Origin of the sequence: Streptomyces dysideae (assembly GCF_001514305.1) — a bacterium.
GTDB lineage: Bacteria > Actinomycetota > Actinomycetes > Streptomycetales > Streptomycetaceae > Streptomyces > Streptomyces dysideae.
In genome coordinates this window covers 19845-44194 of the sequence record NZ_KQ949108.1, presented here as the reverse complement: position 1 = coordinate 44194, position 24350 = coordinate 19845, and the positions used below count along the sequence as shown (strand labels likewise).

Here is a 24350-nt window from a genome sequence, read left to right as displayed (position 1 = left end):
GAGGCCGACGAGCAGGCGATCCACCAGTGTCCGGGTCCTCCTCCGCAACCGGTCGCGCGGTCAGCCCGTCTGAAGCTCCGCGACGACCTGCTCCGCCATACGGCGCGCGGGCTCCAGCTGAGGGTCCTCGGGGTGTGCATCCGGCCCCAGGATCTTCGAGCACACGAACAGCGTCATCAGCTTGCCGTCCCGGCTCTCGAAGTCATGGCGCCGCTCCTCCCGTACGCGATCGGCCAGAGCCGGGACGGCAAGGGAGCTTCCCCACAGCGAGGCGGAGTCCAGCCCTCGCGGCGCGTTCCCCCAGTCCTCCCAGTCGAAGAGGCAGTACGTCGGCGCTGTCATGTTGGCCCAGTTCAGATCCGCGTGTGTCGGCACCCATCGCTCAACCGCCGTGTCGAAGTTACCGGAGAACGCGCTGCGGATGGACTCGGTGACGAGGGCCTGCGTGATGGTTACGGTGTCCGGCGTGGCAACGCGTCGCGTGTCCTGCGCCGCGAGCGCGTCCATCGAGGAGCTGAGAGCCTGCCACCAGCCATCCGGCAGCTTCGGGTCTTCGCTGAGCACGGCGGTGCCGATGGGCGTCCCCGGCAGGAGTTCGGTCTCGTCGGCCCGCCACATCACCAGCTCGTCCGCGTCCCGCCAGACCACACATGCCTGCCATGCGGGCTGGGCGATGCCCTTCAGACGCGCGGCGCACTCGTTGCCGTTCCAGCCCTGGACTCCGATCTTGTCGAGGCATCGCCTCTCGACGCGTACCCAGGTGTCACGGTCCGTCCGCGCCCCGACAGAGCGCCGTTTGCGCACAACCGTGCCTTGATCCAAGTGGACCTGCAGGGACCGCTCCACGCGATCAAGAACGTCGTCAACCGGTTCAACCCGCAAGTCGACGGCACGCGCCGAAGGTACCGAGAGCGTCATACGGGCGACCGTAACAACGGGACAGCCCGCAGTGGGTCATTCCGGCCACAACGTGATCCTCGCGGACCTGTGCACTGTGGTTCCTTGCTCTGGCAGGGCAGCACGCGGCCCCCAGAGCCGCGCTCTGGGGGCCGTGGCCCGTGCCCCGTCAGCCGGACGGCCGGACGGGGCTGTTTGACGTGCCTCGCAGGTGGACGCCGTCCACGGGCCGTCCCCGGGAGCCGCTACCGGGCGCGTGGTCCGTGGCCGGTCCGGCAGCGCGGGCAGCGGCACCGGGGCCACCCGAGGGACACCGGCAGGAGCGTGCCCGTGCCGGGGGCGTACGCGGTCGGCTCCGTCACGCCGACCCGTGCTGCCCGGCCGGGCGGGCCAGCGTGTCGACGGTCGCGGAGAACAGCCACGGCAGCCGCTGTGCCAGAGGCACCAGCGCCGCGCGAGCCGGGGGCACCCGCGTCGCGCCGAGCAGCGCGTGGGTCAGCCAGCGGTAGCGCCGTGTGAGCTGCCGCCACTCCCGCTCGTAGCCCCCCAAGTCACCGCTGGTGACGGCCCGGACGGCCGCCGGCGCCTGCGCGAGCGCCAGTGCGATGCCCTCACCGGTCAGCGCATCGACATAGCCGGCGGCATCGCCGACGAGCAGCACTCGGCCGGCGGTGCGTGCGCTCGTGTCCTGGCGGAGCGGGCCCGCCCCGCGCACCGGTCCGGCGTGCCGGGCCCCGGCCAGCCGCTCCCGCAGCTCGGGGAAGGCGGCGAGGTGGTCGTCGAACGACCCGCGGGCGGTGGTGAGCACTGCGACCCCCACGAGGTCGCCGGCCACCGGGGTTACGTAGGCCTCCGCGTACCGGGCCCAGTGCACTTCGACGTGGTCGCTCCAGGGGGCGAGCTCGTAGTGGCGCCGCAGCCCGTGCCGCGGGCGGGCCCGGCGTGGCCGGTCGAGGCCCAGGGCCCGGCGGATCGGCGAGTGCAGGCCGTCAGCCGCGACGAGGTGGCCGGCACGGGTGTCGTCGACCCGAACCCCGTCGTCGTCCTGCTCGACATGGTGCGCGGTGCGCTGCTCGACCCGTACGCCCGCGGCCAGCACCGTCTCGCGCAGTGCCGCGTGCAGCCTCGTGCGACGCACCCCGCGGCCCGGGCCCCCTCCGAAGTCGGCATCGGCCCGGCGCGGTCCGGCGACATAGCGGATGCCCCGCAGGTCGTGGCCCGGCGGACGCACACCGAGCGCCGCCAAGGCGCTGACGGCACCCGGCATCAGTCCCTCGCCGCACGCCTTGTCGACAATGCCTGCGCGCCGCTCCCATACGGCGACGTCGAGCCCCGCCCGGGCCGCGTGCAGGGCCGTGGCCAGGCCTGCCGGCCCCCCGCCGACGACGAGCAGGTCCATGTGCGCCTCCTTCAGGCCAGTTGTGCCAGTGCGGCGTCCTCGGCGCGGATGCGGGTGGCGAGCAGGAACCCGTTCAGCGCGGTGAAGACAACCGCCGTGACCCAGGCCGAGTGCACCAGGGGCAGCGCGAGCCCCTCCACGACGACGGCGACGTAGTTGGGGTGCGGGATCCAGCGGTAGGGGCCGCCCGTCGCGCGCGCGGCGCCCGGCATGACGATCACCCGGGTGTTCCACTGCCGCCCCAAGGTGGCGATGCACCACCAGCGCAGCGCCTGCGAGGCCGCGACCAGGGCGAGCATGGCCCAGGCGAGGACCGCTACAGCGTCCGGTCGGCGCATCCACACCTCCACGAGCGCGCCCACGAGCAGGCCCGTGTGCAGCACCACCATGAACGGGTAGTGCCCCCGCCCGCACTCCACGCCGCCCCGCGCGAGGCTGAAGGCGGCGTTGCGCCGGGACACGACCAGTTCGGCGACCCGCTCCAGGCCGACGGCCAGGACCAGGGCGGTGAACAGGACCTCGCTGTTCACTGTTCACCACCCGGAGCGCGCAGGAGCACGAACTCGGAACAGAAGCCGGGGCCCATGGCGAGCATGAGCCCGTAGGAGCCGGGCGGGGGCGGATGGTCGGCGAGCGTGTCCGCCATGACGTGCAGCACGGAGGAGGAGGACAGGTTGCCGATCCGGCGCAGCGAGTCCCAGGTCACGCCCAGGGCGTCCCGCTCGACCCCGAGGGCGTCCTGTAGCGCTTCGAGGACCTTGGGGCCGCCAGGGTGCGCCACGTACCAGCCGAGGTCGTCGCTGGTCAGCCCGTGGTCGGCAAGGAAGCCACGGACGTCGTCGCCGATGTGACGACGCACCAGGTCGGGGACCGAGGGGTCGAGTACGATCCTCAGCCCGCCCGAGCCGACGTCCCAGCCCATCATGCGCTCCGAGTCGGGGTAGAGACGGCTGCGCGCCGCGAGGACCTCGGGACGAGCCGGGTCGTCGGACTGCGCGAGTGCGTGCTCGGGCCCGACGGCGACCACCGCCGCGGCGCCGTCCCCGAACAGGCCGCTGGCCACGAGGTTGGCGACCGAGGTGTCGTCGCGCTGCAGTGTGAGCGAGCACAACTCGACCGACATCAGCACCGCGACCCCGTCCGGGCGGCCGCGCAGCAGGTCGTGCAGGCGGGCGACACCCGCCACGCCCGCCACACAGCCGAGGCCGACGAGGGGCAGGCGCACCACGTCGGGCCGCAGCCCGATCTCCGCCGCGACGCGGGCCTCGAGCGAGGGGACGGCCAGGCCGGTCACCGTGCACGACACGATGTAGTCGACATCGGCCGGTGTGAGGCCGACGGCCTTGAGCGCGTCGACGACCGCGCGACCGCCGAGCTCGACGCCGGCCCGGATGAAGACGTCGTTCGACTGGCCGAAGTCCTCGAGCCGGGCGTACTCCTCCAGCGGGAGCACGGTGTGCCGGGTCTCGACGCACACGTTGCGGTGGAACCGTTCCACGATGCCGCGCTTGACCGTGTCCTCGACCAGCATGGTGGTGAAGGACTCGGTGATCTCCTCCTGCCGGTGGCTGTGCTCCGGCAGGGTGCCGCGGACGCTGAGGACGCGCATGGTCATGCTGGCTCCGGTGGTCGGCTGGTCGGGCGGATGGGCGCAACGAGGGCCCGACCGAGGCTGAGCGCGAGGGTCGGGGTGAGCCGGCCCCGGCCGGGACCGAGCTCGACGAGGCCGTAGGAGACATGCCGGTCGGCGGCCGAGGAGCGCAGCCGCCCCCGAGGTTCCGTGTGTCGCGGCGAGGCGGGCGGCGAGAGCGGCGTGGCGCGACTGGGGCAGCGAAGTCCGCCCGGTCCAGGAGGGCATCGCGCAGACCCGGGTCGGCGTGGAACTGGCCCAGGGTGATGGCGCCGGCCCGGGGTCGAAGTGGTGAGTGAGGGCGCCATCAGCCGGCCGCCACGAGCAGGACGACGTCGAGCAGGGCGATGGCCACCGCGGCCCGGAAGGGAGTACGGTCGCGGGCGACCAGCGTGAGGAGTGCGAGGACGGTCACCAGTGCAAGGACCACCCACGCCCACGCCGGGGGCGTTCCTGCGGGGCCGAGGACGGCGAGCAGCGAGGCGGCGGGCAACAGTACGGCGGCGAGGACGCGCGAGCGACGTTCGCCGATCCGGTGAGGGAGGCCGCGGACGCCGGTACGTTCGTCGTCGGCGAGGTCGGGCACCGTGTTGAGCAGGTGCGCTCCGACACCGAGCGTGGCGCCGGCGCCGGTCATCCACAGCGGTGCCCAGCCCTGGGTGGGGCCGGCGAGGGTGACGACCGAGGGCAGCGTCCCGAAGGCGCAGGCGTACGGCGCCCAGGACCACACGGTCGCCTTGAGCCCAAGGTTGTAGGCGTGGCCCGCACCGGTGGCAAGGGTGGCGTTGACCAGCGCGCTGCGCCAGTCGGCCAGCGCGGACAGCACGAGGCAGCCGAGTGCGGCCACGACCAGGGCCGGCACCACCCGGCTGACGGGGAGGGCTCCGGTGGCCAACGGCTTGTCGGTGCGGCCGACGGTGCGGTCACGACGGAGGTCCAGCAGGTCGTTGCCCCAGCCGATCGTGAGCTGGCCGGTGAACACCGCCGCGGTGACGGCGGCGGCGTCGAGCGGGTGCAGGTCGGCGCGGAGAGCGAGCAGGCCCGCGACGGCGGTGACCGCAAGGGCGGGCCCGCCGTGGGCGGTGGCGAGCAGCGCGGGCACAGGCGACGGTCCGGGGCGCGCCGGGACCGCGCGGGTGGTCACGGGCATCGCCGCACCTCGACCGGCCTGTGACGGATCGTGGCGTCGAGCGTGCCGAGCACGGTGCGCGGGCGCAGCACGGGAGTTCTGTGGGACGCGTCCTTCATGCTCTCGACCATCTCGGTGGACACATCCGGGCCGTCCTCGGCCGGGGGCCGTCCGTGCTCCGTACGCCCGCGGGTCGTGTCCGTCATCGGGAGTACGGAGCCCATGTCGAGCCACAGAGTGTCGACCTGCTGAAGGGGCACGTGCCAGGCGGCCGACATGGCGGCCGCGGACCACTGCCTCGGGCGCGTGCACAGGCCTGGCGCCGAACACGTCCGGGATACCGCCGCGGTCACGGGCGTGTCGGCGGCAGGTTCGAACGGACCGCCCGAGTGCTGGTGGAGCACGGTGGCGATCGCCTCGGCGATCTCCTGGGTGTGGACCATCCGGAGGGGCAGCCCTCGGCCCATCGGCAGGACCGGCAGCATGCCGAGCGCCTTGGCGGGTACGCACCGGAGCAGGGCAATGCCGGCGGCACTCCGGCCGACGACAACGGGCAGTAGGCGGGTGAAGAGCGAGCCGGTGCCGGAGGCGTCGTGCTGGTGCAGGAGGCGCCGGGCCGGCGATTCGTGCCGGCCGTACCGCGAGTCGGGCGCCCTCGGCGGGCCAGGACTCTTCGACCGGGCGGTCGTCCTGCTTCGGTGAGCAGGCGCTGGGCGAGGCCATGTGGAACAACCGCGGGACGCCGGCCTCGGCGACGGCTCGGAGCAGGCGGCGGGTGTCGCCGATGTGCCGTGGCAGGACTCGGCGCTCAGGCCGACCGAGCGCCGGTCGGCGCCACGGCTGCCAGAGCCGCCGGGCAGCCGCCGGGCCAGGCCGAGGAGGTCGTGCGCGGCCTCGGCACGCGGGCGTCGTACGGCAGCGGAGCCGATGCTTCCCGTTGCACCTGCGACCATGATGGGCATGCAGGATCGCTGCCACGTTGCCTGCCCGCTCACACGAGGCACTCCGGCATCCGGTGGAACGTCCGCAGCGTCGGCAGCTCTCGGCTGTGCTGTGCGTCGTGCCCTCCTCCGCCTGCCTCCCGAGGCCCTGAAGGCGTTGGCCCACGGTGACATCGACCGGGTTCGTGCCACGACGTCGCCCCGTCGCGGCGGAACCGGACCTGATCATCGCGGACGAGGCCACCACCGCGCTCGACGTCACCGTGCAGGCCGAAGTGCTCGACCTGATACGCGCCCTCCGGCAGGAACGCGGAATGGCCGTGCTTCTGGTGACGCACAACTTCGGCGTCGTCGCCGACATCTGTGACCGCGTCAGTGTGATGAGACAGGGGGGCGTCGTGGAGACCAGCGACACGGCGGGCCTGTTCCGGGCAGTGGCGACGGCGTACGTGTGGTCGCCCTACCGCTGCCGGCCGCGGCCACCACCCGGTGACCCTCTCGCGGTCAGTGCACTGACGGCATGCGCCTACCTGCCCTGGTTCCTGTCCGGCCTGCAGATCGGAGCCCGCATCGACCTGATCATTCGTCAGGAAAGCCGGCAACGGGTCAGTGTGAGTCCTGGAACACCTGGCGACAGCTGACCGAAGATGCGAACCGTTGTAGTCTCCGGAGACCGCCCTTGACCTGCGACAAGCGGGCAGGGAGCAGACAAATCGGGAGCTTCTTCATGCTGCGCACCATGTTCAAGTCCAAGATCCACCGCGCCACCGTCACCCAGGCCGACCTGCACTACGTGGGATCGGTGACCATCGACGCGGACCTCCTCGACGCCGCCGATCTGCTGCCCGGCGAGCTCGTCCACATCGTCGACATCACCAACGGGGCCCGCCTGGAGACATACGTCATCAAGGGCGAGCGCGGCTCGGGCGTGGTCGGGATCAACGGGGCGGCGGCCCATCTGGTCCATCCCGGAGATCTGGTGATCATCATCAGCTACGGTCAGATGACCGACGCCGAGGCCCGGGTGTTCGAGCCGCGGGTCGTGCACGTGGACGGTGACAACCGGATCGTCGCCCTCGGCGCCGACCCGTCCGCACCGGTGCCGGGCTCCGACCAGGAGCGCAGCCCGCAGGCCGTACCGGCCTGACCGGCACCCGACGCGCCATTCGACGGACCAGGAGCGTGCCCATGAACGACATCGAGATCCGCGACGACCGGGCAGCGGGCCGCCTCGAGGCCGTGGCCGGCGGTGAAGTCGTCGGCTACATCGAGTACTTCGTCCTCGAATCCCCCGGGCACGCCCTGGTCCCCGTCCACACCATCGTGGAACCGGCCCACGAGGGGAAGGGCATCGCGGGCTCACTGGCGCGCGAGCTGTACGGCATGGCCGCTCGCGAGGGCATCGTCGTCGCACCGCTGTGCCCGTACGTCGTGAAGTGGGCGGAACGCCACCCCGACGAGGCCCCGGCGGCCGACCCGGAGCTGCTGCGGGCGGCGAAGGACTGGCTGCGGGCGCATCCCGGGCGGTTCTGATGCTCGCCCTCCTGCACACCTCGCACGCGCACGTCCCGGTCTTCGACGCGCTGCGCGACGAGGACCACCAGGGCCTGGAACTACGGCACTTCGTCGACGAGGAGCTGCTGGACCGGGCCCGCCGCGAAGGCGCCGACTCCGTCACGGACGACGTGCGTGCGGCGCTGCACCGGGCCGTCGGGGAGGGCGCGCGGGCCGTGCTGTGCACCTGTTCCAGCATCGGCGGGGTCGCGGAGGCGGCGGCCGTCGAGGCCGGGGTGCCGGTGCTGCGCGTCGACCGTCCGATGGCCGCGGCCGCGGTGGCTGCCGGTCCCCGTGTCGTCGTCCTCGCCACGGTGGAGAGCACGTTCGGGCCGACGGTGACGCTGATCGAGGAGGAGTCGTCCCGCGCCGGGCGCCCGGTCGAGGTACGGACCCGCCTCGTCGAGGCCGCCTGGCCGTACTTCGAGGCGGGCGACACGGAGGGCTACGCCCGGCGGGTGGCGGCCACGGCGGACGAGGTGACCGACGCGGACGCGATCGTCCTCGCCCAGGGGTCCATGGCCCCCGCCGAGCACCTGGCCACGACCTCGATTCCGGTGCTGTCCAGCCCACGGCAGGGACTGGCGGTCGGCGCGGCGGCGCACGCGGGGCAGACCCACCTGGTCGCCCGCATTGACGCGCGCGAGTGACTGGTGGCGCGGCCCCCGGGTACGCGGGGGAGTAGTCCAGAGCCGACGTGCACCGATTGGCCGGAGGACGCCATGACGAACCCGTACCCGGACCCCACCCCTCTGGGACCGGACCCCACACACCCGGAGCCCCACCCGGTCCCGCCCCCCGAACCAACCCCGACCCCCGAACCACCGCCCACCCCGGTGCCCACACCGCCCCCGAGCCCCGGCCCGCCCCCGGAGCCCTCCCCGTCCCCGATCCCACCCGGCCCAGAACCGGTACCGAACCCCGAGCCGGGCCCACCGCTCACCTGATCCCCGCATGGCGGACGCCCGGCCGGTCGCAGCGGACCGGCGATGGGCGCTCCCCACCCGCCCCCGCCCCCGCTCACCGCACCGCTCCGGCGACGGAACCGCCCGACCGCCCGCCACCGCAGCAAAAACGGCGGTGGACGCCCGTCCAGGGCACCCACCGCCGTCACGCCCGTGCCTGCCGCCTACGCGGACACCTCCGACCGGTCCCCGCCCCACAGCGTGTGGAACGAGCCCTCCCGGTCCGTCCGGCGGTACGTGTGCGCCCCGAAGAAGTCCCGCTGCCCCTGCGTGAGCGCGGCCGGCAGTCGCTCGGCGCGCAGGGCGTCGTAGTAGGCGAGCGCCGCCGCGAAGCCCGGCGTCGGGACGCCCTGGCGGGTCGCGGCGATCAGGACCTCGCGCCAGTCGTCCTGGGCCGCCGCGATCTCCGCCGCGAACGTCTCGTCGGCCAGCAGGCTCGGGAGGTCGGCGCGGGTGTCGTACGCGGCGCGGATGCGGTCGAGGAACGCCGCGCGGATGATGCAGCCGCCGCGCCAGATCGCGGAGACGGCGCCGAGGTCGATGTCCCAGCCGTACTCCTCGCTGCCGGCCGCGATCTCGTGGAAGCCCTGCGTGTACGACACGATCTTGGAGGCGTACAGCGCCTGCTCCACCCGGTCGGCGAAGGCCGCCGCCTCGGACTCGCTCAGGGGGGAGGCCTTGGGCCCGGCCAGGCCCCGCGAAGCCTCCCGCAGCGCCGAGTGGCCGGACAGGGAGCGGGCGAACACCGCCTCCGCGATGCCGGACACCGGGACGCCCAGGTCCAGCGCGATCTGCACGGTCCAGCGGCCGGTGCCCTTCTGCTCCGCCTGGTCCTGGACGACGTCCACGAACGGCTTGCCCGTCGCCGCGTCCACGTGCGACAGCACCTCGGCCGTGATCTCGATCAGGTAGGAGTCCAGGCGGCCGGTGTTCCAGGTGCGGAAGATCTCCGCGATCTGCGCGGGCTCGTACCCGGCGACATCACGCAGCAGCTGGTACGCCTCGCCGATCAGCTGCATGTCGGCGTACTCGATGCCGTTGTGCACCATCTTCACGAAGTGCCCGGCGCCGTCCGGACCGACATGCGTCACACAGGGGGCCCCGTCCGCCGCCTTCGCGGAGATCTTCTCCAGCATCGGGCCCAGTGAGTCGTACGACTCCTTCGGGCCGCCCGGCATGATGCTCGGGCCGTGCAGCGCGCCCTCCTCGCCGCCGGAGACGCCCATGCCGACGAAGTGGATGCCCTGTTCGCGCAGTTCGCGCTCCCGGCGCCGGGTGTCGGCGAAGTGCGCGTTGCCGCCGTCGATGATCATGTCGCCGGGCTCGAGGAGCGGGGCGAACTCCTGGATCACCGCGTCGGTCGGGTCCCCGGCCTTCACCATGATGACCAGGCGCCGCGGTCGCTCCAGCGCCGCCACGAACTCCTTGGCGGTCTCGGCCGCGATGAACTCGCCCTCGCTCCCGAACTCCTCGACCAGGGCGTGCGTGCGCGACGACGTCCGGTTGTGCAACGCGACCGTATAGCCGTTGCGGGCGAAGTTGCGGGCGAGGTTGCGGCCCATGACCGCCAGTCCCGTGACGCCGATCTGCGCTGAAGTGCTCATTACCGTTGGCTCCTAAAGGATCCGGTTGTCGGTGGTGCCGGGTGTGCCCGTCAGTATCGCTCCACCGACCATCCTGACTTGCCGGTACGTCGAGCGCACGTCCGAGCCGGTCGACGTTCCGCGGGGAAATACGCACGGGAGGACCCACCTGCCTCAGCCGTTGCGCAACCGCTGTTTATTCCTGGTCGCTTGAGGCGGAAGGGCGGCTGATTGCCGTCTTGTCATGGCCTGTTCGGCACGCTTACTTTTGGCCTTTTCGACGCATGTCGAGGGGGCTTCTTTCATGGCCGTACGCGGTCGGCACCGCCGGTATCAGCCGAACAGGATCAACCGGGCCTCGCTCACCGTCACGGCGGGCAGCGCCGGAATGGCGATCCCGCTCATCGGCACCGGCGCCGCGCAGGCGGCCGACGTGGACACCTGGAACAAGGTCGCCGCCTGTGAGTCCAGCAACCGGTGGAACGTCAACACCGGCAACGGCTACTACGGCGGGCTGCAGTTCGCCCAGTCCACCTGGGAGGCCTACGGCGGCCCCCGGTACGCGGCCCGCGCCGATCTGGCCACCAAGGACCAGCAGATCGCCGTCGCGGAGAAGGTGCTGGACGGGCAGGGTCCCGGGGCCTGGCCGGTGTGCTCGGTTCGGGCCGGGCTGACCCGGGGCGGGGACACACCGGAGATCCAGCCTGCCGGCACCACCAAGAAGAAGACCTCCGTACAGGACGTGCGGCCGCAGACCACGCCCCAGTCGCGGGCGGGTACGGCCGAGATGTACACCGTGGTCCGCGGGGACACGCTCTCCACGATCGCCGACGAGCAGAAGGTACGGGGCGGTTGGCAGCGGCTGTACGCCGCGAACCGGAAGACCATCGGGGCGGATCCCGACCTGATCCTGCCGGGGCAGCGGCTCAGCCTGCGCGGCAAGGCCGCCACCACCACGCCGACCACCCACACCACGCCCAAGACGTCGCCGGAGAAGGCCTCTTCCGGTGCCGGGGAGCAGCAGGCCACGACCAGCCGCTCGCTCGTCTCCCCGGTGAGCGCCGGCGCGGGCACGCCGTACCGCAAGGCGGGTTCCTCCTGGTCGAAGGGCTACCACACCGGCGTCGACTTCCCCGTCCCCACCGGTACGTCCGTGAAGGCGGTCGGGGCGGGCAAGGTGGTGAGCTCCGGGTGGGGCGGATCCTTCGGCTACCAGGTGGTGATCCGGCACGCCGACGGCCGCTACACCCAGTACGCCCATCTGTCGGCGATCTCGGTGAAGTCCGGCCAGTCGGTGGGCGCCGGCCAGCGCATCGGCCGCTCCGGGTCCACGGGCAACAGCTCGGGCCCTCATCTGCACTTCGAGGTGCGGACGGGGCCCGGCTTCGGCACGGACGTCGACCCGGTGGCCTATCTGAGGGCCGGCGGCGTCAGGATTTGACGCCCGTGCGATGCCGGTCGATGACCGGCGTCGGCACGTACGGGCCCCCGTAGAACGGGCCGTAGAGGTTCGGCGGGATGCCGCAGCCGACCCGGCGGCTCCTCGTCGTCGTACGGGCTCTCCGGGACCGTCACCACGATCTTCTGCTCGTGGCGCACGGTCTGCTCCGGGAGCCCGGTGAGCAGTTCTCCGGCGGGAACCACCGGCTCGGCGGCCACCTCGGGAACCACCGTCTCCTTCTCCGTACGGGCCATCCGCTCCGTCGTCAGCAGGATCAGTCCGCCCGCCGCCACCACACCGCAGCTCAGCGCGAGCGCGGTGCCCGTGGTGCCGTACCGGAAGGTCTCACCGAACATCGTGATGCCGACCGCGGCCGCCACCACCGGGTTCACGACCGTCAGTGTGGCCAGCGGAGCCGCCAGGCCCGCGCCGCGGTAGGCCGCCTGCGACAGCAGCAGACCCGCCGCCGCGAACACGCCGATCGTGCCCAGGGTCGGCAGGTCGCCCGCCGACACCCCGCCGTCCCAGTCGACCGTGACGAGCTTGGTGAACACCGACGACATACCGAAGGCTATGCCGGAACCGACCGCCAGCAGCACGCTGCGCACCGCCGGATGCCGGTGCGCGGCCCGGCCCGCGATCATCAGCGCCACGACCACACCGCCGGCCACCACGGCCACGCCCACCCGCTGCGCGGTCTCCAGCGACTGCGACTCGGACGCGCCGACCAAGGACAGCAGACCGGCCAGACCCACGGTCGCCATGATCGCGCCCCGCCAGGCAGTCGCCCCGGCCTTGCGGCCCACGAACAGCGCCGCCATCGGCAGCGCGAACACGATCGTCAGGGCACCCAGCGGCTGCACCAGGCTGAGCGGACCGTACGCCAGGGCCACCACGTGCAGCAGACCGCCCGAGCCGTTCAACGCCACCGCCGCCCACCAGGCCGGCCGGCGCAGCGGCGCGTACTCCTGGCTCGGTGAGGACACCGCCACACGCTCCTGCACGATCGCTCCGCCCGCGTACGCGACGGCGGAGACGAGCGACAGCAGCACGGACAACGCGAGGGCGCTCATGAGCTGCTCCTCTGCGTGAGGCGGGGGCCCTGGCCCCGGCGCGGCGAACGGTCGGCTTCCATGTGCAACACGATCCCTCGAAAACCTCTTCCCGTCGTCGTACCTGAGCACGCAATGGGTCCTACTGCCGATGGAGTACGACGGGGCCCGTGTCCTCCCCTGGAGGGGTGACACCTGGGGGAGGCCCCCTGCTGGGAACCCTTAGGGGTCCTGGTACTACTGGGCTTCGTGGATCTCGACCCCGGTCTCGCCGCGCTCCGGCCGCTCGGCGGCTTCTTCGTACTGCCCACGCGAGGGGCACCGCACCGGCCCCTTCCGACCCTCGCGCAGACATACGAAATCGAATCATCTGATATTTGTCGTAATTCTATGACTTTCCGGGTGGAAAAGGTCGCGAACACCCTGCGCGCCCCCGAGCCGCGGATCGCGGCCTCCGTGGCCCAGCAGGGGCTCGCGGCCCGGCTCTGGTCGGTGGCGCTGGGCTGCGCCGCGCTGTACGGCCGGATCCCCGACCTCGACCCGCACCTGCTGCACTGGGACCCCGACGGCAGCGCTCCCGACGACCTGTGGCTGCCCGAGGTGCGCCCGCTGCCCGCTGACGCGGGAACCGTCGCGGCCGTCGTTGTCCACGGCCACCTCGAACCCCTGGCCGAGGCGCTGCGCGCCCGGTACCGCGTCGCGGCCGGCCTGCTGTGGGGCAACGCCGGCTCCGCGCTCGCCGGCGCCGCCCGGCAACTCGACCACTGGGCGCGCGCCAACGGCCGCACGGACGTCGCCGCCCTGGCCCGCTCCCTCACGGCGGAGCTTTTCGGCCACCCCCGCCTCACCGCCACGGGCACGCTCACCGGCACCGCCTTCCGGCGCCGCAGCTGCTGCCTCTACTACCGGGTGCCGGGCGGAGGCCTGTGCGGCGACTGTTGCTTCACACGGCCCCCGCGGTCTTCCCCGCACGCCGCATCTGGGTGACCATGAGTACAACCAGCCGCTGAGACAGGGGGTTCCGGGTGCGAGTGGGACTGCTGACCCGGGAGTACCCGCCGGACGTGTACGGCGGCGCGGGTGTCCATGTCGAGTTCCTCGCCCGGGAGTTGAGGGCCCTCGTCGACCTGGACGTGCACTGCTGGGGCGAAGGCCGTGCGGAGGGCGTGCTGCGGCACCGCTCCTGGTCCGCGCTGGACACCGCCAACGACGCGCTGCGCACCTTCTCCGTGGACCTTGCCATGGCCGTCGGCCTCGAAGGCCGCGAACTGGTCCACTCCCACACCTGGTACGCCAACCTCGCCGGCCACTTCGGCAAGCTCCTGTACGGCATCCCGCATGTGATGACCGCCCACTCCCTGGAGCCGCTGCGCCCCTGGAAGGCCGAGCAGCTCGGCGGCGGATACGCCCTGTCCAGCTGGGCCGAGCGCACCGCTATCGAGGCCGCCGACGCGGTGATCGCCGTCTCGGGAGCCATGCGCGAGGACATCCTCACCTGCTACCCGGCGCTGGACCCGGAGTCGGTGCACGTCGTGCACAACGGCATCGACACCACGCTCTACCAGCCCGACCACGGCACCGACGTGCTGCGCCGCATCGGCCTCGACGCCGACCGCCCGTACGTCCTGTTCGTCGGCCGCATCACCCGCCAGAAGGGCGTACCCCATCTGCTGCGCGCGGTCCGGGACATCGACCCGGCCGCCCAGGTCGTGCTGTGCGCCGGCGCCCCCGACACCCCCGAGATCGACCAGGAGTTCCGCGACCTCTACCAGGAGCTGAGCCGGGTCCGCGAAGGCGTCCACTGGATCCCGCAGATGCTGCCGCGCCCGGAGGTGATCCAACTCCTCACGCACGCCGCCGTGTTCGTGTGCCCTTCGGTGTACGAACCTCTCGGCATCGTCAACCTGGAGGCGATGGCCTGCGGAACTCCCGTGGTGGCCTCGCGGGTCGGCGGCATCCCGGAGGTCGTCGACGACGGCAGGACGGGCCTGCTCGTCCCGCTGGGCGATGACGATGACTTCGAGGCCGGCCTGGCCCAGGCCCTGGACTCGGTCGTCGGCGACCCGGAGGCCGCCCGGCGGATGGGCGAGGCCGGACGGGAGCGCGCGGTGGGGGAGTTCGGATGGGACGCGGTGGCACGACGGACGGTCCTCCTCTACGAGGAGATCCTCAAACAGGCGTAGTGCGCCCCGCGTGAGGGCAGGCATGGATCAACCACGGTGAGGGGAGCGGCCATGCGTCGTGGCGGACCTTCGGTGCTCGGAATCGTACTGGCGGGCGGAGAAGGCAAACGCCTGATGCCCCTGACCGCGGACCGCGCGAAACCCGCGGTCACCTTCGGCGGCACATACCGCCTCGTCGACTTCGTCCTGTCCAATCTCGTCAACGCCGACATCCTGCGCATCTGCGTCCTCACGCAGTACAAGTCGCACTCCCTGGACCGGCACATCACCACGACCTGGCGGATGTCCAGCCTGCTCGGCAACTACGTCACCCCGGTCCCCGCCCAGCAGCGCCTGGGACCGCGCTGGTACCTGGGCAGCGCGGACGCCATCCTGCAGTCGCTGAACCTGATCTACGACGAACGCCCCGAGTACGTCGCGGTGTTCGGCGCCGACCACGTGTACCGCATGGACCCGCGTCAGATGCTCACCCAGCACATCGAGAGCGGCGCGGGCGTCACGGTGGCCGGGATACGGGTGCCGCGCGCAGAGTCGTCGTCCTTCGGCGTGATCAGCCCCGGCTCGGACGGCCAGACGGTGGAGAGCTTCCTGGAGAAGCCCGCCGACCCGCCAGGCCTGCCGGACGACCCGGAGACGGTCTACGCCTCGATGGGCAACTACCTCTTCACCACCAAGGCGCTGATAGAAGCTCTCCAGCGGGACGCCGAGGACGAGCACTCCGTGCACGACATGGGCGGTTCGATCCTGCCCCAGCTCACCGACCGCGGCGAAGCGCAGCTCTACGACTTCAGCGCCAACCACGTGCCGGGCGAGACCACCCGTGACCAGGGCTACTGGCGGGACGTCGGCACCATGGACGCGTACTACGAGGCGCACATGGACCTGATCGCCGAGCGCCCCAAGTTCAACCTGTACAACCGAAGTTGGCCCATCTACACGCACTCCAACCAGCTCTCCCCGGCCCGCTTCAACGCGGGCGGCATCGCCAGCGAGTCCATCATCAGTGCCGGATGTCTGATCCGCGGGCAGGTCACGCGGTCGGTGCTGTCGCCGGGCGTGGTGGTCGATCCGGGGGCCGTCGTCCAGGGGTCGGTACTGCACGACAACGTGCACATCGGGCGGGGCGCGGTGGTGCGGGGCGCCGTGCTCGACAAGAACGTCGAGGTGCCGCCGGGCGCGACGATCGGCGTCAACCCGGAGCGGGACGCCGACCTGTACACCGTCTCCAAGGGCGGGGTGATCGCGCTGGGCAAGGGGCAGCTGGTCCCGTAGCTGCTCCGCACCCCGCTTCACCGCCGTCCCAGGCGCATTCGGACGCGCCCGGACGGGTGGTGCTGTATGTCACCACGACACGGTGACTGAGGTCACAAAAAGCGGCCGACATGCGTGAAAATGACCCCAGATACCTCATGAGTCCCGCCTCTCCCTCGGAGGCGGGACTTAATCTGCTGTTAACTGTGCGTAGCTTGATCGTACTTGACCGTAATCGCCCTAAAGCGATTGACTGCTGACCCACTCTTCGTCGACGCGAGGCAAGCCATTGACTTCTGACCTGCTCGCACCTCTCGACCTGGCGTTCTGGAACATCGAGTCCGCCGCACACCCCATGCACCTGGGCGCGCTCGGCGTCTTCACGGCGCACTCACCCACCGCGGGCGCGCACGCGGCCGACCTGCTCGCCGCCCGGGCCGCCGCCGTTCCGGGACTGCGGATGCGGATCCGCGACACCTGGCAGCCGCTCGACCTCCTGCAGCCGCTGTCCTTCGGGGGCGCCACACGTGAGCCCGCTCCCGACTTCGACCCCCTCGACCACGTCCGGCTGCACGCCCCGACCGCCGACTTCCAGGCGGTGGCGGGCACGCTCATGCAGCGCCCGCTGGAGCGCGAGCGGCCGCCGTGGGAGGCGCACGTGCTGCCGGGAGAGGACGGCGTGTCGTTCGCCGTCCTCTTCAAGTTCCACCACGCGCTGGCCGACGGACTGCGGGCACTGACGCTCGCGGCCGCCGTCCTGGACCCGATGGACATGCCCGCGCCCCGACCCCGCCCCGCGGAGCCCCCGCGCGGTCTCCTGCCCGACGTACGCAGACTGCCGGGGCTGGTGCGCGGCGCCCTGTCCGACGTGGGCCGGGCCCTCGACATCGGCGCGTCCGTCGCCGTCTCGACCCTGGGGGTGCGCTCCTCGTCCGCGCTGACCGCCGAGCCCAGCGGAACCCGCCGTACCGCCGGAGTCGTCGTCGACCTCGACGACGTGCACCAGGTCCGCAAGGCCGTCGGCGGCACCGTCAACGACGTCCTCATCGCCGTCGTCGCCGGCGCCCTGCGCCGTTGGCTCGACGAGCGCGGCGACGGCAGCGAGGGCGTCGCGCCCCGAGCCCTGATCCCCGTCTCCAAGCGCCGCCCGCGCACCGCCCACCCACAGGGCAACCGGCTCTCCGGCTACCTGATGCGGCTTCCGGTCGACGACCCCGACCCGCTCAGCCGCCTGGAGACGGTCCGCACTGCCATGGACCGCAACAAGGACGCCGGCCCCAACCGGGGCGCGGGCGCCGTCGCCCTGCTCGCCGACCACGTACCCGCCCTCGGCCACCGGTTCGGCGGACCGTTGGTCAAGCAGGCCGCCCGGCTCTGGTTCGACATCCTGGTCACCAGCGTGCCGCTGCCGGGCATCGGCCTGAAGCTCGGCGGCCACCCCGTCACCGAGGTCTTCCCGTACGCCCCGCTGGCCCGCGGTCAGTCCCTCGCGGTCGCCATCTCGACGTACCGGGGGCGCGTCCACTACGGGCTCGTCGCGGACGCCGAGGCCCTACCGGATCTCGACCGGTTCGCCGCCGCCCTCTCCGAGGAGGTGGAGACGCTGATCAACGCCTGCGCCCCGTGATCGTCGCGGGTTTGGAGGTGAGGCCCGGCGCTCCGTAAACTTCCCTGTTCGACAGCGGACGCGACCGGAGCGCCGCGCGGGTGAGCAGGGAACGGCAGCGGCGATGACGGTGACAGAGGACGGCGCGACGACCACGGACGGGCTGGCTGAGTCCTCGTACGGACCCGGCCTCGACCCCGAGCGGCTGGCCGTCTGCCTCAGCGTGCTCGAGGAACTCGACAAGCTGGAGGTCGACCACCCCGACGCGATCGCCGTGCGCCGGGCCACCGCGGGCGTCTACCGCACCGTGAAGCAGCGCCGCCGCCAGGAGCGCCGGGCCGCCAAGACCGCGCACGACAAGGCGGTCACGGAGGCCACGGCGACCGGCTCCGCACAGCGCATCGACGACGAGACCGAGGGCATCCTGCCGTCGTCGGTCACGGACGAGGGCCAGATCGCGGGGATACTCCAGCGGCCCCGCTCCTGCTACACCTGCAAGACCCGGTACGTGGAAGTCGACTACTTCTACCACCAGCTCTGTCCCGACTGCGCCCGCCTGAACCGCACCAAGCGCGACGCCCGCGCCGACCTCACCGGCAAGCGCGCCCTGCTCACCGGCGGCCGCGCCAAGATCGGCATGTACATCGCGCTGCGGCTGCTGCGCGACGGCGCGCACACGACGATCACCACGCGCTTCCCGAAGGACGCCATCCGCCGCTTCAAGGCCATGGACGACTCGGCGGACTGGATGCACCGCCTCGACGTCGTCGGCATCGACCTGCGCGACCCGGCGCAGGCCGTGGCCCTCGCCGACCAGGTCGCCGAGGCGGGCCCCCTCGACATCCTCATCAACAACGCGACGCAGACCGTGCGCCGCCTGCCCTCCGCCTACGCCGCCCTGGTCGACGGCGAGAGCGCCCCGCTGCCCGCCGGGGAGCTCCCCGCCCACCATGTCATCGGCGCCTTCAACTCCGGCGCGGTGGACCGTTTCACCGGGCCGGCCGCGCTGCCCGTCGGCACCAGCGGCCTCGACGCACAGCAGGTCGCCGACCTCGCTCTGGTCGCGGGCAACGCCAGCGTCGCCCGGCACCTCGACGGCACCGCCATCGACGCGGGCGGCCTCGTTCCCGACGTCGTCGACAGCAACACCTGGGTGCAGACCATCGAGCAGATCTCCCCGGTGGAGCTCCTCGAGACCCAGCTGTGCAACTACACGGCGCCGTTCATCCTGATCAGCAAGCTCCGCCCGGCCATGGCCGACGCCGCCAGGAAGGCGACGAGCGGGCGTGCGTACATCGTGAACGTCTCGGCGATGGAAGGCGTCTTCGGCCGTGGCTACAAGGGCGCGGGCCACCCGAACACGAACGCCGCCAAGGCCGCGATGAACATGGTGACGCGGACCAGCGCCCAGGAGATGCTCCAGAGCGACGGCATCCTCATGACCTCGGTCGACACCGGCTGGATCACCGACGAACGCCCCCACTTCGACAAGCTGCGCCTCGCCGAGGACGGTTTCCACGCCCCGCTCGACCTGGTCGACGGCGCGGCCCGCGTCTACGACCCGGTCGTGCGCGGTGAGGCGGGCGACGACGTGTACGGGGTGTTCCTGAAGGACTACGCGCCGGGCAAGTGGTAGTCCGCTCGTAAGCGCTCGTGTACGGCGTATCCCGTTGCCGTACCCGCCGCGCGTACCCGCGTCCCCCCGTCCACCAGCAGATCCGCCCCCGTGACCCACTCCGCCGCGTCCGACGCCAGCCACACCACAGCCCGCGCCACGTCCTCCGGCTCGCCGATCCGGCCCAGTGGCAGACCGGCGGCGATCTGCTCCTCGCCCGGTTCCCACACGAATCGCGCCATCTCGGTGCGGACCAGGCCGGGGGAGACGGAGTTGACCCGTACCTTCGGGGCCAGCTCGCCCGCCAGCTGCTGGGTGAGGTGGAGCAAGGCCGCCTTTGTCGTGCCGTAGGCGCCCACATGGGGTCCGACGTGCCCGGCGCCCTCCGTGCACACGTTGACGACCGTGCCGCCGTGGTCCCGCATCCAGGACTGCCACGCACCCCGCACCAGCCGCAGCGGCGCCTCGACGTTGACGGTGAAGGCGGTGCGCCAGGCGTCCGGATCGACGTCCATCAGGGGGCCGTACGGCTGGTTCGTCGCCGCGTTGTTGACCACGATGTCGATCCGGCCGAACTCGCGCAGGACCAGGTCCACCACCTCCTCCAGGTGGCCGGGGTCGGCGACGCTGCCCGCGAGGCCGATCCCGCCCAGCTCGGCGGCGGTGTGCCGCACCTCCTCGGTGTCCCGCGCCGTCACGCACACCAGCGCCCCGGCGTCGGCCAGCTGCCGGGCGACGGTATGCCCGATGCCGCGCGTGCCGCCGGTGACGATCGCGGCCCTGCCCCGGAGTCCGTACGGCGACGTCATCGGCGTACCGTCTCATGACGGACCGTCAGTCAACAGCCCCGAGACGCGAGTTCCGCGCCGCCACCAGCTCCAGCACCGTGCGCCAGTCCTCCAGGACCCCGGCGTCGAACCCGGCGGCCCTGCCCTCCTCGTCCGCCTGACGCAGGCGCAGCAGCTCATCGGTCGAGGGGGCCGAGGGGTCCGCGGCACCGCGGACAAGGCGGGAGACCCGTTCGCCGAGCAGGGGCCGCACCGCGTCGGCCGCGCTGCCGGAGTGGGCCGCCGTGGCTCCGGGGCACAGCAGCGGGCCGATGGCGTGGACCAGGCCCGCCACCTGGAGTTCCTTGTCCGCGGGGCGGCTCCGGCGCAGCAGCGCCGCGGTCTGCAGCGCGTGCTGGTGCAGATCGACCCAGGCGCCACCGGCCCGCGCCGGGGCGTCCCAGGTGCCCCGGCAGGCGTACAGCAGATCCATCAGCTCTTCGACACTGCGCAGCTCCATGCGTCAGTCCTCCCGCCGGGCAAGCCGTTGCCGTCTGTCAGCAGATCATGGCCGCCTTGCGAATCGGCCAACGGGACCTGAACTGCGCGGCGGGCAGCAAGATGATGTTGAGCCGAATGAGGGATCCGCGAAAAGTGCATCTGGTAACAAACAGGTGAATAGTGAATGCCCTGAATGCGGGTTGACGCACGATAGTTACACCTTGTTTCCAGCGCTATCGAGCGGACGCCCGCTCATTTGGTTAGTCTGTAGGGGACGGACAGCAGTACGGGGTCCCACCCACACCCACGGTCCGTCCCGGGACAAGCCGGTGCACAACGGCCTGCTCTCAGACGAGTTACCGGCGCCACCGCGTCTGAACTGCTTTCAACCCAGACCCGCGCGGGCGTCAGGTACCGGATCGGCAGACCGGACGGCACGTCCCGAGGGTGACCGAACACATAAGGAGTGCGCGGTGACACCGGAGAAGACGAATCGCGAACAGCGCCCCAAGGAACGCACGGAGCGCGCGGAGCGCGCGGGCCGGGGCCCGAAGGAGATCGGCAGCCTCGACGTGTGGGCCCGTTCCGCTCCCATCCGCCTGGCCGGCTACGAGGACGACCTCGCCGAGCCCCACATCCTGCCCAGCGTCGACTGACCTCCTGGCAGAACCCTTCGCGATCGCCGACGCATGGGCGTGCGAGACTCACGCCCATGCAGATCAGAGAAGCCGCGGCCGACGACTGGCCGCGGATCTGGCCTTTCTGGCACCGCATCGTCGCCGCCGGCGAGACCTACGCCTGGGACCCGGACACCTCCGAGGAGGCCGCCCGGCTCCTGTGGATGAATCCGGCCAAACGTGTCTTCGTCGTCGAGGACGACACCGGCGCCATCGTCGCCTCCGCCTACGTCACCCCCAACTACGGCGGCCCCGCCGCCCGCATCGCCAACGCGGGCTTCATGGTCGACCCCGACCAGTCCGGCCGCGGCATCGGCCGCGCCCTCGCCGAGCACCTCCTGACCGCCGCCAAGGCGGACGGCTACCAGGGCATGGTCTTCAACGCCGTCGTCGAGTCCAACCCGGCCGTACGGCTGTGGACCTCCCTCGGCTTCACGATCCTGGGCACGGTCCCGGACGCATACGAACACCCACGGCACGGGCTGGTGGGGCTGCACATCATGTACAAGGCGTTGTGAGGCGCTGAGCGCTAATCGAGCGGCGCCGTCCGCTCCCACGGGTGCTGCTTCTCCAACTGCGCCGCCAGCTCCAGCAGATCGGCCTCCGAACCCGGCCGCCCCACCAGCTGTACGGCACACGGCGCGCCGGAGGGCAGGGTGCCGAAGGGGACGGACATCGCGGGCCAGCCGGTCAGGTTCCACGGTGGGGTCATCGGCGAGTAGTTGGTGTTGGCCAGCACATTGCGCAGCCAGCCTCGCTCGTGCCAGGCCTCGGACCTGGGGGAGCGGCGGGCCAGCGCCGGGGTGAGCAGGATGTCGTACTCGGCGAAGAACGGCTCCAGGCGCCTGCGCAGCTCGTTCCGGCTCTCGCCGGTCCGTACCCGGCCCACGAAGCGCCGCCCCACGGCCGCGTGCACCCGGGTCCGGCGGGTGAGCCGGCTCCGGTCCAGGCCCTGGGCGTCCACCGATGTGCCCGCCGTCCAGTGCGCGAGCGAGGTGAAGCTCAGCGACACCGGGTACGGCGGATCCGCGCGCCGCACCTGGTGACCGGCCTTCATCAGCAGCCCGGCCGCGTCCCGGGCGGCGGCCGTGTACGGCCTGCTGACGGCGATCCCCGCGATCGGGCTGCGCAGCGAGACGGCGATCCTGTGCGTGCCGGGCCCGGCGGCCGGGCGTACGACCTCGGCGTCGGCGATGACCGACAGCATCAGGCGCGCGTCCTCGACCGTCGTCGCCAGCGGCCCGTTCTCCGACATGCCGAACCAGTCGCCGTCGCCGATGCCGGCCGGGACCACGCCGGTGCCCGGCTTGATGGTGACCAGGCCGCAGTTGGCCGCCGGTATGCGCAGCGAGCCCATGCCGTCGTTGCCGAGGGCGATCGGCACCATGCCCGCGGCGACCGCGGCGGCGCTGCCGCCGGACGAGCCGCCCGCCGTGCGCGAGATGTCCCACGGGTTGCGGGCGGTGCCGTGGACGCCCTCCGTGGTACCGAAGACGCACAGCTCCGGCACGTTCGTCAGACCCAGGACCACCGCACCGGCGGCGCGCAGCCGGGCCACCGTGACATGGTCGTCCTCGGCGGGCGTGTCCGGCGTGGCGGCGGAGCCGAGCCGCATCGACTCGCCCCGCACCGCCAGGTTGTCCTTGACGGCCACCGGCACCCCGGCCAGCGGCAGTCCGGCCAGGTCGGCGCGGCCGCCCACCTCGTCGGCCTCGGCGAGGGCCGACTCCGCCCGCACCACCCGGAAGGCGCCGACCCGGCCGTCGAGCCGCTCGATCCGGGCCAGATGCTCGGCCACCACCTCACGCGGCGTGGCCCGCTTCTCGCGTACGGCGGCGGCTATCTCGGCGGCGGTCCGGCCGACCCAGCTGGTCACGGGCGCTCCTCGGAAGGCGACGGGTGCGGGGGCGTACTGGCGAGTAGTACGTCAGGGAGAACTGTGCCCCCGCTCGGGCGCCCCGTCGAGAGGGTGCCGGGCTTGGATATTCGGACCGGTCTTCTTGGGCTTTTCTCGCGAGGGCCGCCCGTCGACTCCCACTGAACCGCAGGTCATCCGATCAATGGCCCAACTCTGGCTTCTTCACGTCCCATTGACAGCGATTGTGGGCCGCTCAATTATCAGCCATCCGATGATTGGGGGCCGCTGTTGAGGCAGGTCAGAAGAGGATGGCTGCGCTTGACCGGGGTCGCGGCGGCGCTTGCGCTGAGCGTCGCGCCAGTGCCCGCGGTCGCGCAGGAAGCGCAGGAGCCGCCGCCGGTCACGGTGCCCGCGCTGACCGACTGGGCGCCGGAATCCGGCAGTTACGCCTTCGGGGCCGACACCCGGCTCGTCGCCGACAGCGCGGTGGAACGCCGGGTCGCCGGCACCCTTGCCGACGATCTCCGGGCGGCGGGGCACGGCACGGTGCCCGTCGTGCGGGGCGGAGCCCGAACCGGTGACATCGTTATCGACGTCCGGCCCGGCAAGGCGTCCCTGGGTGCCGAGGGCTACGAACTCCACGCCGGCAAACGGCTGTCGGTGACCGGCGCGACCGAGACCGGCGCCTTCTACGGCACCCGCACCCTCCTCCAGCTCCTCGCGCAGGGCGACCGCGTCCCCGCCGGACGCACGGTCGACGTACCCCGCTACCAGGAACGCGGAGTCGGCGTCTGCGCCACCGCCTACGAGGGGCTCCAGGGCCTGGGCTCCTGACCGCACGCGCCCCGCGCCACGCCGGTGCTGCCCCGCTCGACCAGCCGCGGCACCGGCACGCGGCACAGCGCCGAGTCCTCCAGGCCACCACGGACACCTCCGCGGGAACCGGGAACCAGTCGCCCTGCGGCTGCGCCCCTTCGAGCAGAGCGGGGCCGGCTACCGGCCCCGCCCACGCAGCAGCGACGGGGAACCGAAGCGGACCGGGACGCCGGGCGAGTAGAGCACGTTGACCGGCGGGTCCGTCATGGGCGGCAGGCCCGCCGCGGTGACCAGACCGTCGTCCAGGTCGAGCAGCTCGGCCCGGCACAGCGGCCACGGCGCGTGGTCGTTCGGCAGATGCACCGTGCGGCCGTGCCAGGAGACGTGCAGGCCCCAGCGTGCGGTCAGGAACCGCTCCAGCCGCGAGGGCCGCGCGATCCGCCCGCCTATGCGCACCACGGCACGGCTCCCGGGACCCCGGGCCG

22 protein-coding genes and 3 pseudogenes are annotated in these 24350 nt (G+C 72.2%); 13 read left to right on the top strand and 12 right to left on the bottom strand.

What is annotated here, in order from left to right; all coding sequences use genetic code 11:
- Positions 1-60: 60 nt before the first annotated feature.
- The 6 genes from AQJ91_RS37530 to AQJ91_RS37505 form a co-directional block, all read right to left on the bottom strand.
- Positions 61-918 (bottom strand): hypothetical protein, encoded by an 858-nt coding sequence (locus tag AQJ91_RS37530; protein ID WP_067030982.1) that lies wholly within the window; start codon positions 916-918, stop codon positions 61-63.
- A gap of 337 nt (positions 919-1255) precedes the next feature.
- Positions 1256-2296, bottom strand: a complete 1041-nt coding sequence (locus AQJ91_RS37525) for an NAD(P)/FAD-dependent oxidoreductase (protein ID WP_067030979.1) — start codon at positions 2294-2296, stop codon at positions 1256-1258.
- 11 nt (positions 2297-2307) lie between these two features.
- Positions 2308-2826 carry an isoprenylcysteine carboxyl methyltransferase family protein gene (locus tag AQJ91_RS37520; RefSeq protein ID WP_067030976.1) on the bottom strand — a complete coding sequence of 173 codons (519 nt, stop codon included), beginning with the start codon at positions 2824-2826 and terminating at the stop codon, positions 2308-2310.
- A complete protein-coding gene (locus AQJ91_RS37515) occupies positions 2823-3911 on the bottom strand; it encodes a type III polyketide synthase (protein ID WP_067030972.1) in 1089 nt (362 codons plus the stop codon). Before AQJ91_RS37515 ends, AQJ91_RS37520 begins: the two co-directional genes overlap by 4 nt.
- Positions 3912-4233: 322 nt before the next feature.
- A complete protein-coding gene (locus AQJ91_RS37510; protein WP_067030969.1) occupies positions 4234-5076 on the bottom strand; it encodes a UbiA family prenyltransferase in 843 nt (280 codons plus the stop codon).
- Complete coding sequence (locus tag AQJ91_RS37505; protein ID WP_234383277.1) at positions 5067-6008, bottom strand: epimerase; 942 nt, start codon at positions 6006-6008, stop codon at positions 5067-5069. The genes AQJ91_RS37510 and AQJ91_RS37505 overlap by 10 nt, the downstream gene beginning before the upstream one ends.
- 191 nt (positions 6009-6199) lie before the next feature.
- Here AQJ91_RS37505 and AQJ91_RS58785 point away from each other — a divergent pair.
- The 4 genes and pseudogenes from AQJ91_RS58785 to AQJ91_RS37485 form a co-directional block, all read left to right on the top strand.
- Positions 6200-6412: pseudogene (locus AQJ91_RS58785) on the top strand (ABC transporter); the annotation flags it as partial.
- A gap of 311 nt (positions 6413-6723) precedes the next feature.
- Complete coding sequence (gene panD / locus AQJ91_RS37495; RefSeq protein ID WP_067030963.1) at positions 6724-7143, top strand: aspartate 1-decarboxylase; 420 nt, start codon at positions 6724-6726, stop codon at positions 7141-7143.
- Positions 7144-7184: 41 nt separating this feature from the next.
- The gene (locus tag AQJ91_RS37490) at positions 7185-7529 is read left to right on the top strand and encodes a GNAT family N-acetyltransferase (RefSeq protein ID WP_067030960.1); all 345 of its coding nucleotides are present in this window, start codon (positions 7185-7187) and stop codon (positions 7527-7529) included.
- Positions 7529-8200 carry an aspartate/glutamate racemase family protein gene (locus tag AQJ91_RS37485; protein ID WP_199848124.1) on the top strand — a complete coding sequence of 224 codons (672 nt, stop codon included), beginning with the start codon at positions 7529-7531 and terminating at the stop codon, positions 8198-8200. Before AQJ91_RS37490 ends, AQJ91_RS37485 begins: the two co-directional genes overlap by 1 nt.
- A 479-nt stretch (positions 8201-8679) precedes the next feature.
- Here the strand turns inward: AQJ91_RS37485 and gndA are convergent, their stop codons facing one another.
- Positions 8680-10119, bottom strand: coding sequence for an NADP-dependent phosphogluconate dehydrogenase (gene gndA / locus AQJ91_RS37480; RefSeq protein ID WP_067030957.1), 1440 nt, complete (start codon positions 10117-10119; stop codon positions 8680-8682).
- 283 nt (positions 10120-10402) lie between these two features.
- Here gndA and AQJ91_RS37475 point away from each other — a divergent pair, with 283 nt between their 5' ends.
- On the top strand, positions 10403-11539 hold the full coding sequence (locus AQJ91_RS37475) for a transglycosylase family protein (RefSeq protein ID WP_067030954.1): 1137 nt from the start codon (positions 10403-10405) through the stop codon (positions 11537-11539).
- Here AQJ91_RS37475 and AQJ91_RS37470 read toward each other — a convergent pair.
- Positions 11509-12612, bottom strand: coding sequence for a DMT family transporter (locus AQJ91_RS37470; RefSeq protein ID WP_234383276.1), 1104 nt, complete (start codon positions 12610-12612; stop codon positions 11509-11511). The genes AQJ91_RS37475 and AQJ91_RS37470 overlap by 31 nt on opposite strands.
- Positions 12613-12822: 210 nt before the next feature.
- On the opposite strand from AQJ91_RS37470, the gene AQJ91_RS37465 reads away from it, so the two are divergent.
- The 5 genes from AQJ91_RS37465 to AQJ91_RS37445 all read left to right on the top strand — a co-directional run bounded on the left by AQJ91_RS37465 (position 12823) and on the right by AQJ91_RS37445 (position 19267).
- A complete protein-coding gene (locus AQJ91_RS37465; RefSeq protein ID WP_079085515.1) occupies positions 12823-13578 on the top strand; it encodes a (2Fe-2S)-binding protein in 756 nt (251 codons plus the stop codon).
- Between the two features lie 38 nt (positions 13579-13616).
- The gene (gene glgA / locus AQJ91_RS37460; RefSeq protein WP_067030948.1) at positions 13617-14774 is read left to right on the top strand and encodes a glycogen synthase; all 1158 of its coding nucleotides are present in this window, start codon (positions 13617-13619) and stop codon (positions 14772-14774) included.
- 51 nt (positions 14775-14825) lie between these two features.
- Positions 14826-16046 (top strand): glucose-1-phosphate adenylyltransferase, encoded by a 1221-nt coding sequence (glgC, locus tag AQJ91_RS37455; protein ID WP_067030945.1) that lies wholly within the window; start codon positions 14826-14828, stop codon positions 16044-16046.
- A gap of 268 nt (positions 16047-16314) precedes the next feature.
- Positions 16315-17652, top strand: a complete 1338-nt coding sequence (locus AQJ91_RS37450; protein ID WP_067030942.1) for a wax ester/triacylglycerol synthase family O-acyltransferase — start codon at positions 16315-16317, stop codon at positions 17650-17652.
- Between the two features lie 103 nt (positions 17653-17755).
- Positions 17756-19267 (top strand): SDR family NAD(P)-dependent oxidoreductase, encoded by a 1512-nt coding sequence (locus AQJ91_RS37445; protein WP_067030939.1) that lies wholly within the window; start codon positions 17756-17758, stop codon positions 19265-19267.
- Here AQJ91_RS37445 and AQJ91_RS37440 read toward each other — a convergent pair.
- Together AQJ91_RS37440 and AQJ91_RS37435 are read right to left on the bottom strand one after the other, a co-directional pair.
- Positions 19246-20055, bottom strand: coding sequence for an SDR family oxidoreductase (locus tag AQJ91_RS37440; RefSeq protein ID WP_067030936.1), 810 nt, complete (start codon positions 20053-20055; stop codon positions 19246-19248). The genes AQJ91_RS37445 and AQJ91_RS37440 overlap by 22 nt on opposite strands.
- Before the next feature lie 25 nt (positions 20056-20080).
- The gene (locus AQJ91_RS37435; protein ID WP_067030933.1) at positions 20081-20533 is read right to left on the bottom strand and encodes an HD domain-containing protein; all 453 of its coding nucleotides are present in this window, start codon (positions 20531-20533) and stop codon (positions 20081-20083) included.
- Between the two features lie 454 nt (positions 20534-20987).
- On the opposite strand from AQJ91_RS37435, the gene AQJ91_RS37430 reads away from it, so the two are divergent.
- Both AQJ91_RS37430 and AQJ91_RS37425 read left to right on the top strand, forming a co-directional pair.
- A complete protein-coding gene (locus AQJ91_RS37430; protein ID WP_067030930.1) occupies positions 20988-21170 on the top strand; it encodes a hypothetical protein in 183 nt (60 codons plus the stop codon).
- Between the two features lie 56 nt (positions 21171-21226).
- Positions 21227-21709 (top strand): GNAT family N-acetyltransferase, encoded by a 483-nt coding sequence (locus AQJ91_RS37425; RefSeq protein ID WP_067030927.1) that lies wholly within the window; start codon positions 21227-21229, stop codon positions 21707-21709.
- Positions 21710-21720: 11 nt separating this feature from the next.
- On the opposite strand, the gene AQJ91_RS37420 is transcribed toward AQJ91_RS37425, so the two are convergent.
- Positions 21721-23067 carry an amidase gene (locus AQJ91_RS37420; RefSeq protein WP_067030924.1) on the bottom strand — a complete coding sequence of 449 codons (1347 nt, stop codon included), beginning with the start codon at positions 23065-23067 and terminating at the stop codon, positions 21721-21723.
- 267 nt (positions 23068-23334) lie between these two features.
- Here AQJ91_RS37420 and AQJ91_RS37415 point away from each other — a divergent pair.
- Positions 23335-23847: pseudogene (locus tag AQJ91_RS37415) on the top strand (glycoside hydrolase family 20 zincin-like fold domain-containing protein); the annotation flags it as partial.
- Positions 23848-24042: 195 nt separating this feature from the next.
- Here the strand turns inward: AQJ91_RS37415 and AQJ91_RS37410 are convergent.
- Positions 24043-24333, bottom strand: a pseudogene (locus AQJ91_RS37410) (DUF2071 domain-containing protein); the annotation flags it as partial.
- Between the last annotated feature and the right edge of the window lie 17 nt (positions 24334-24350).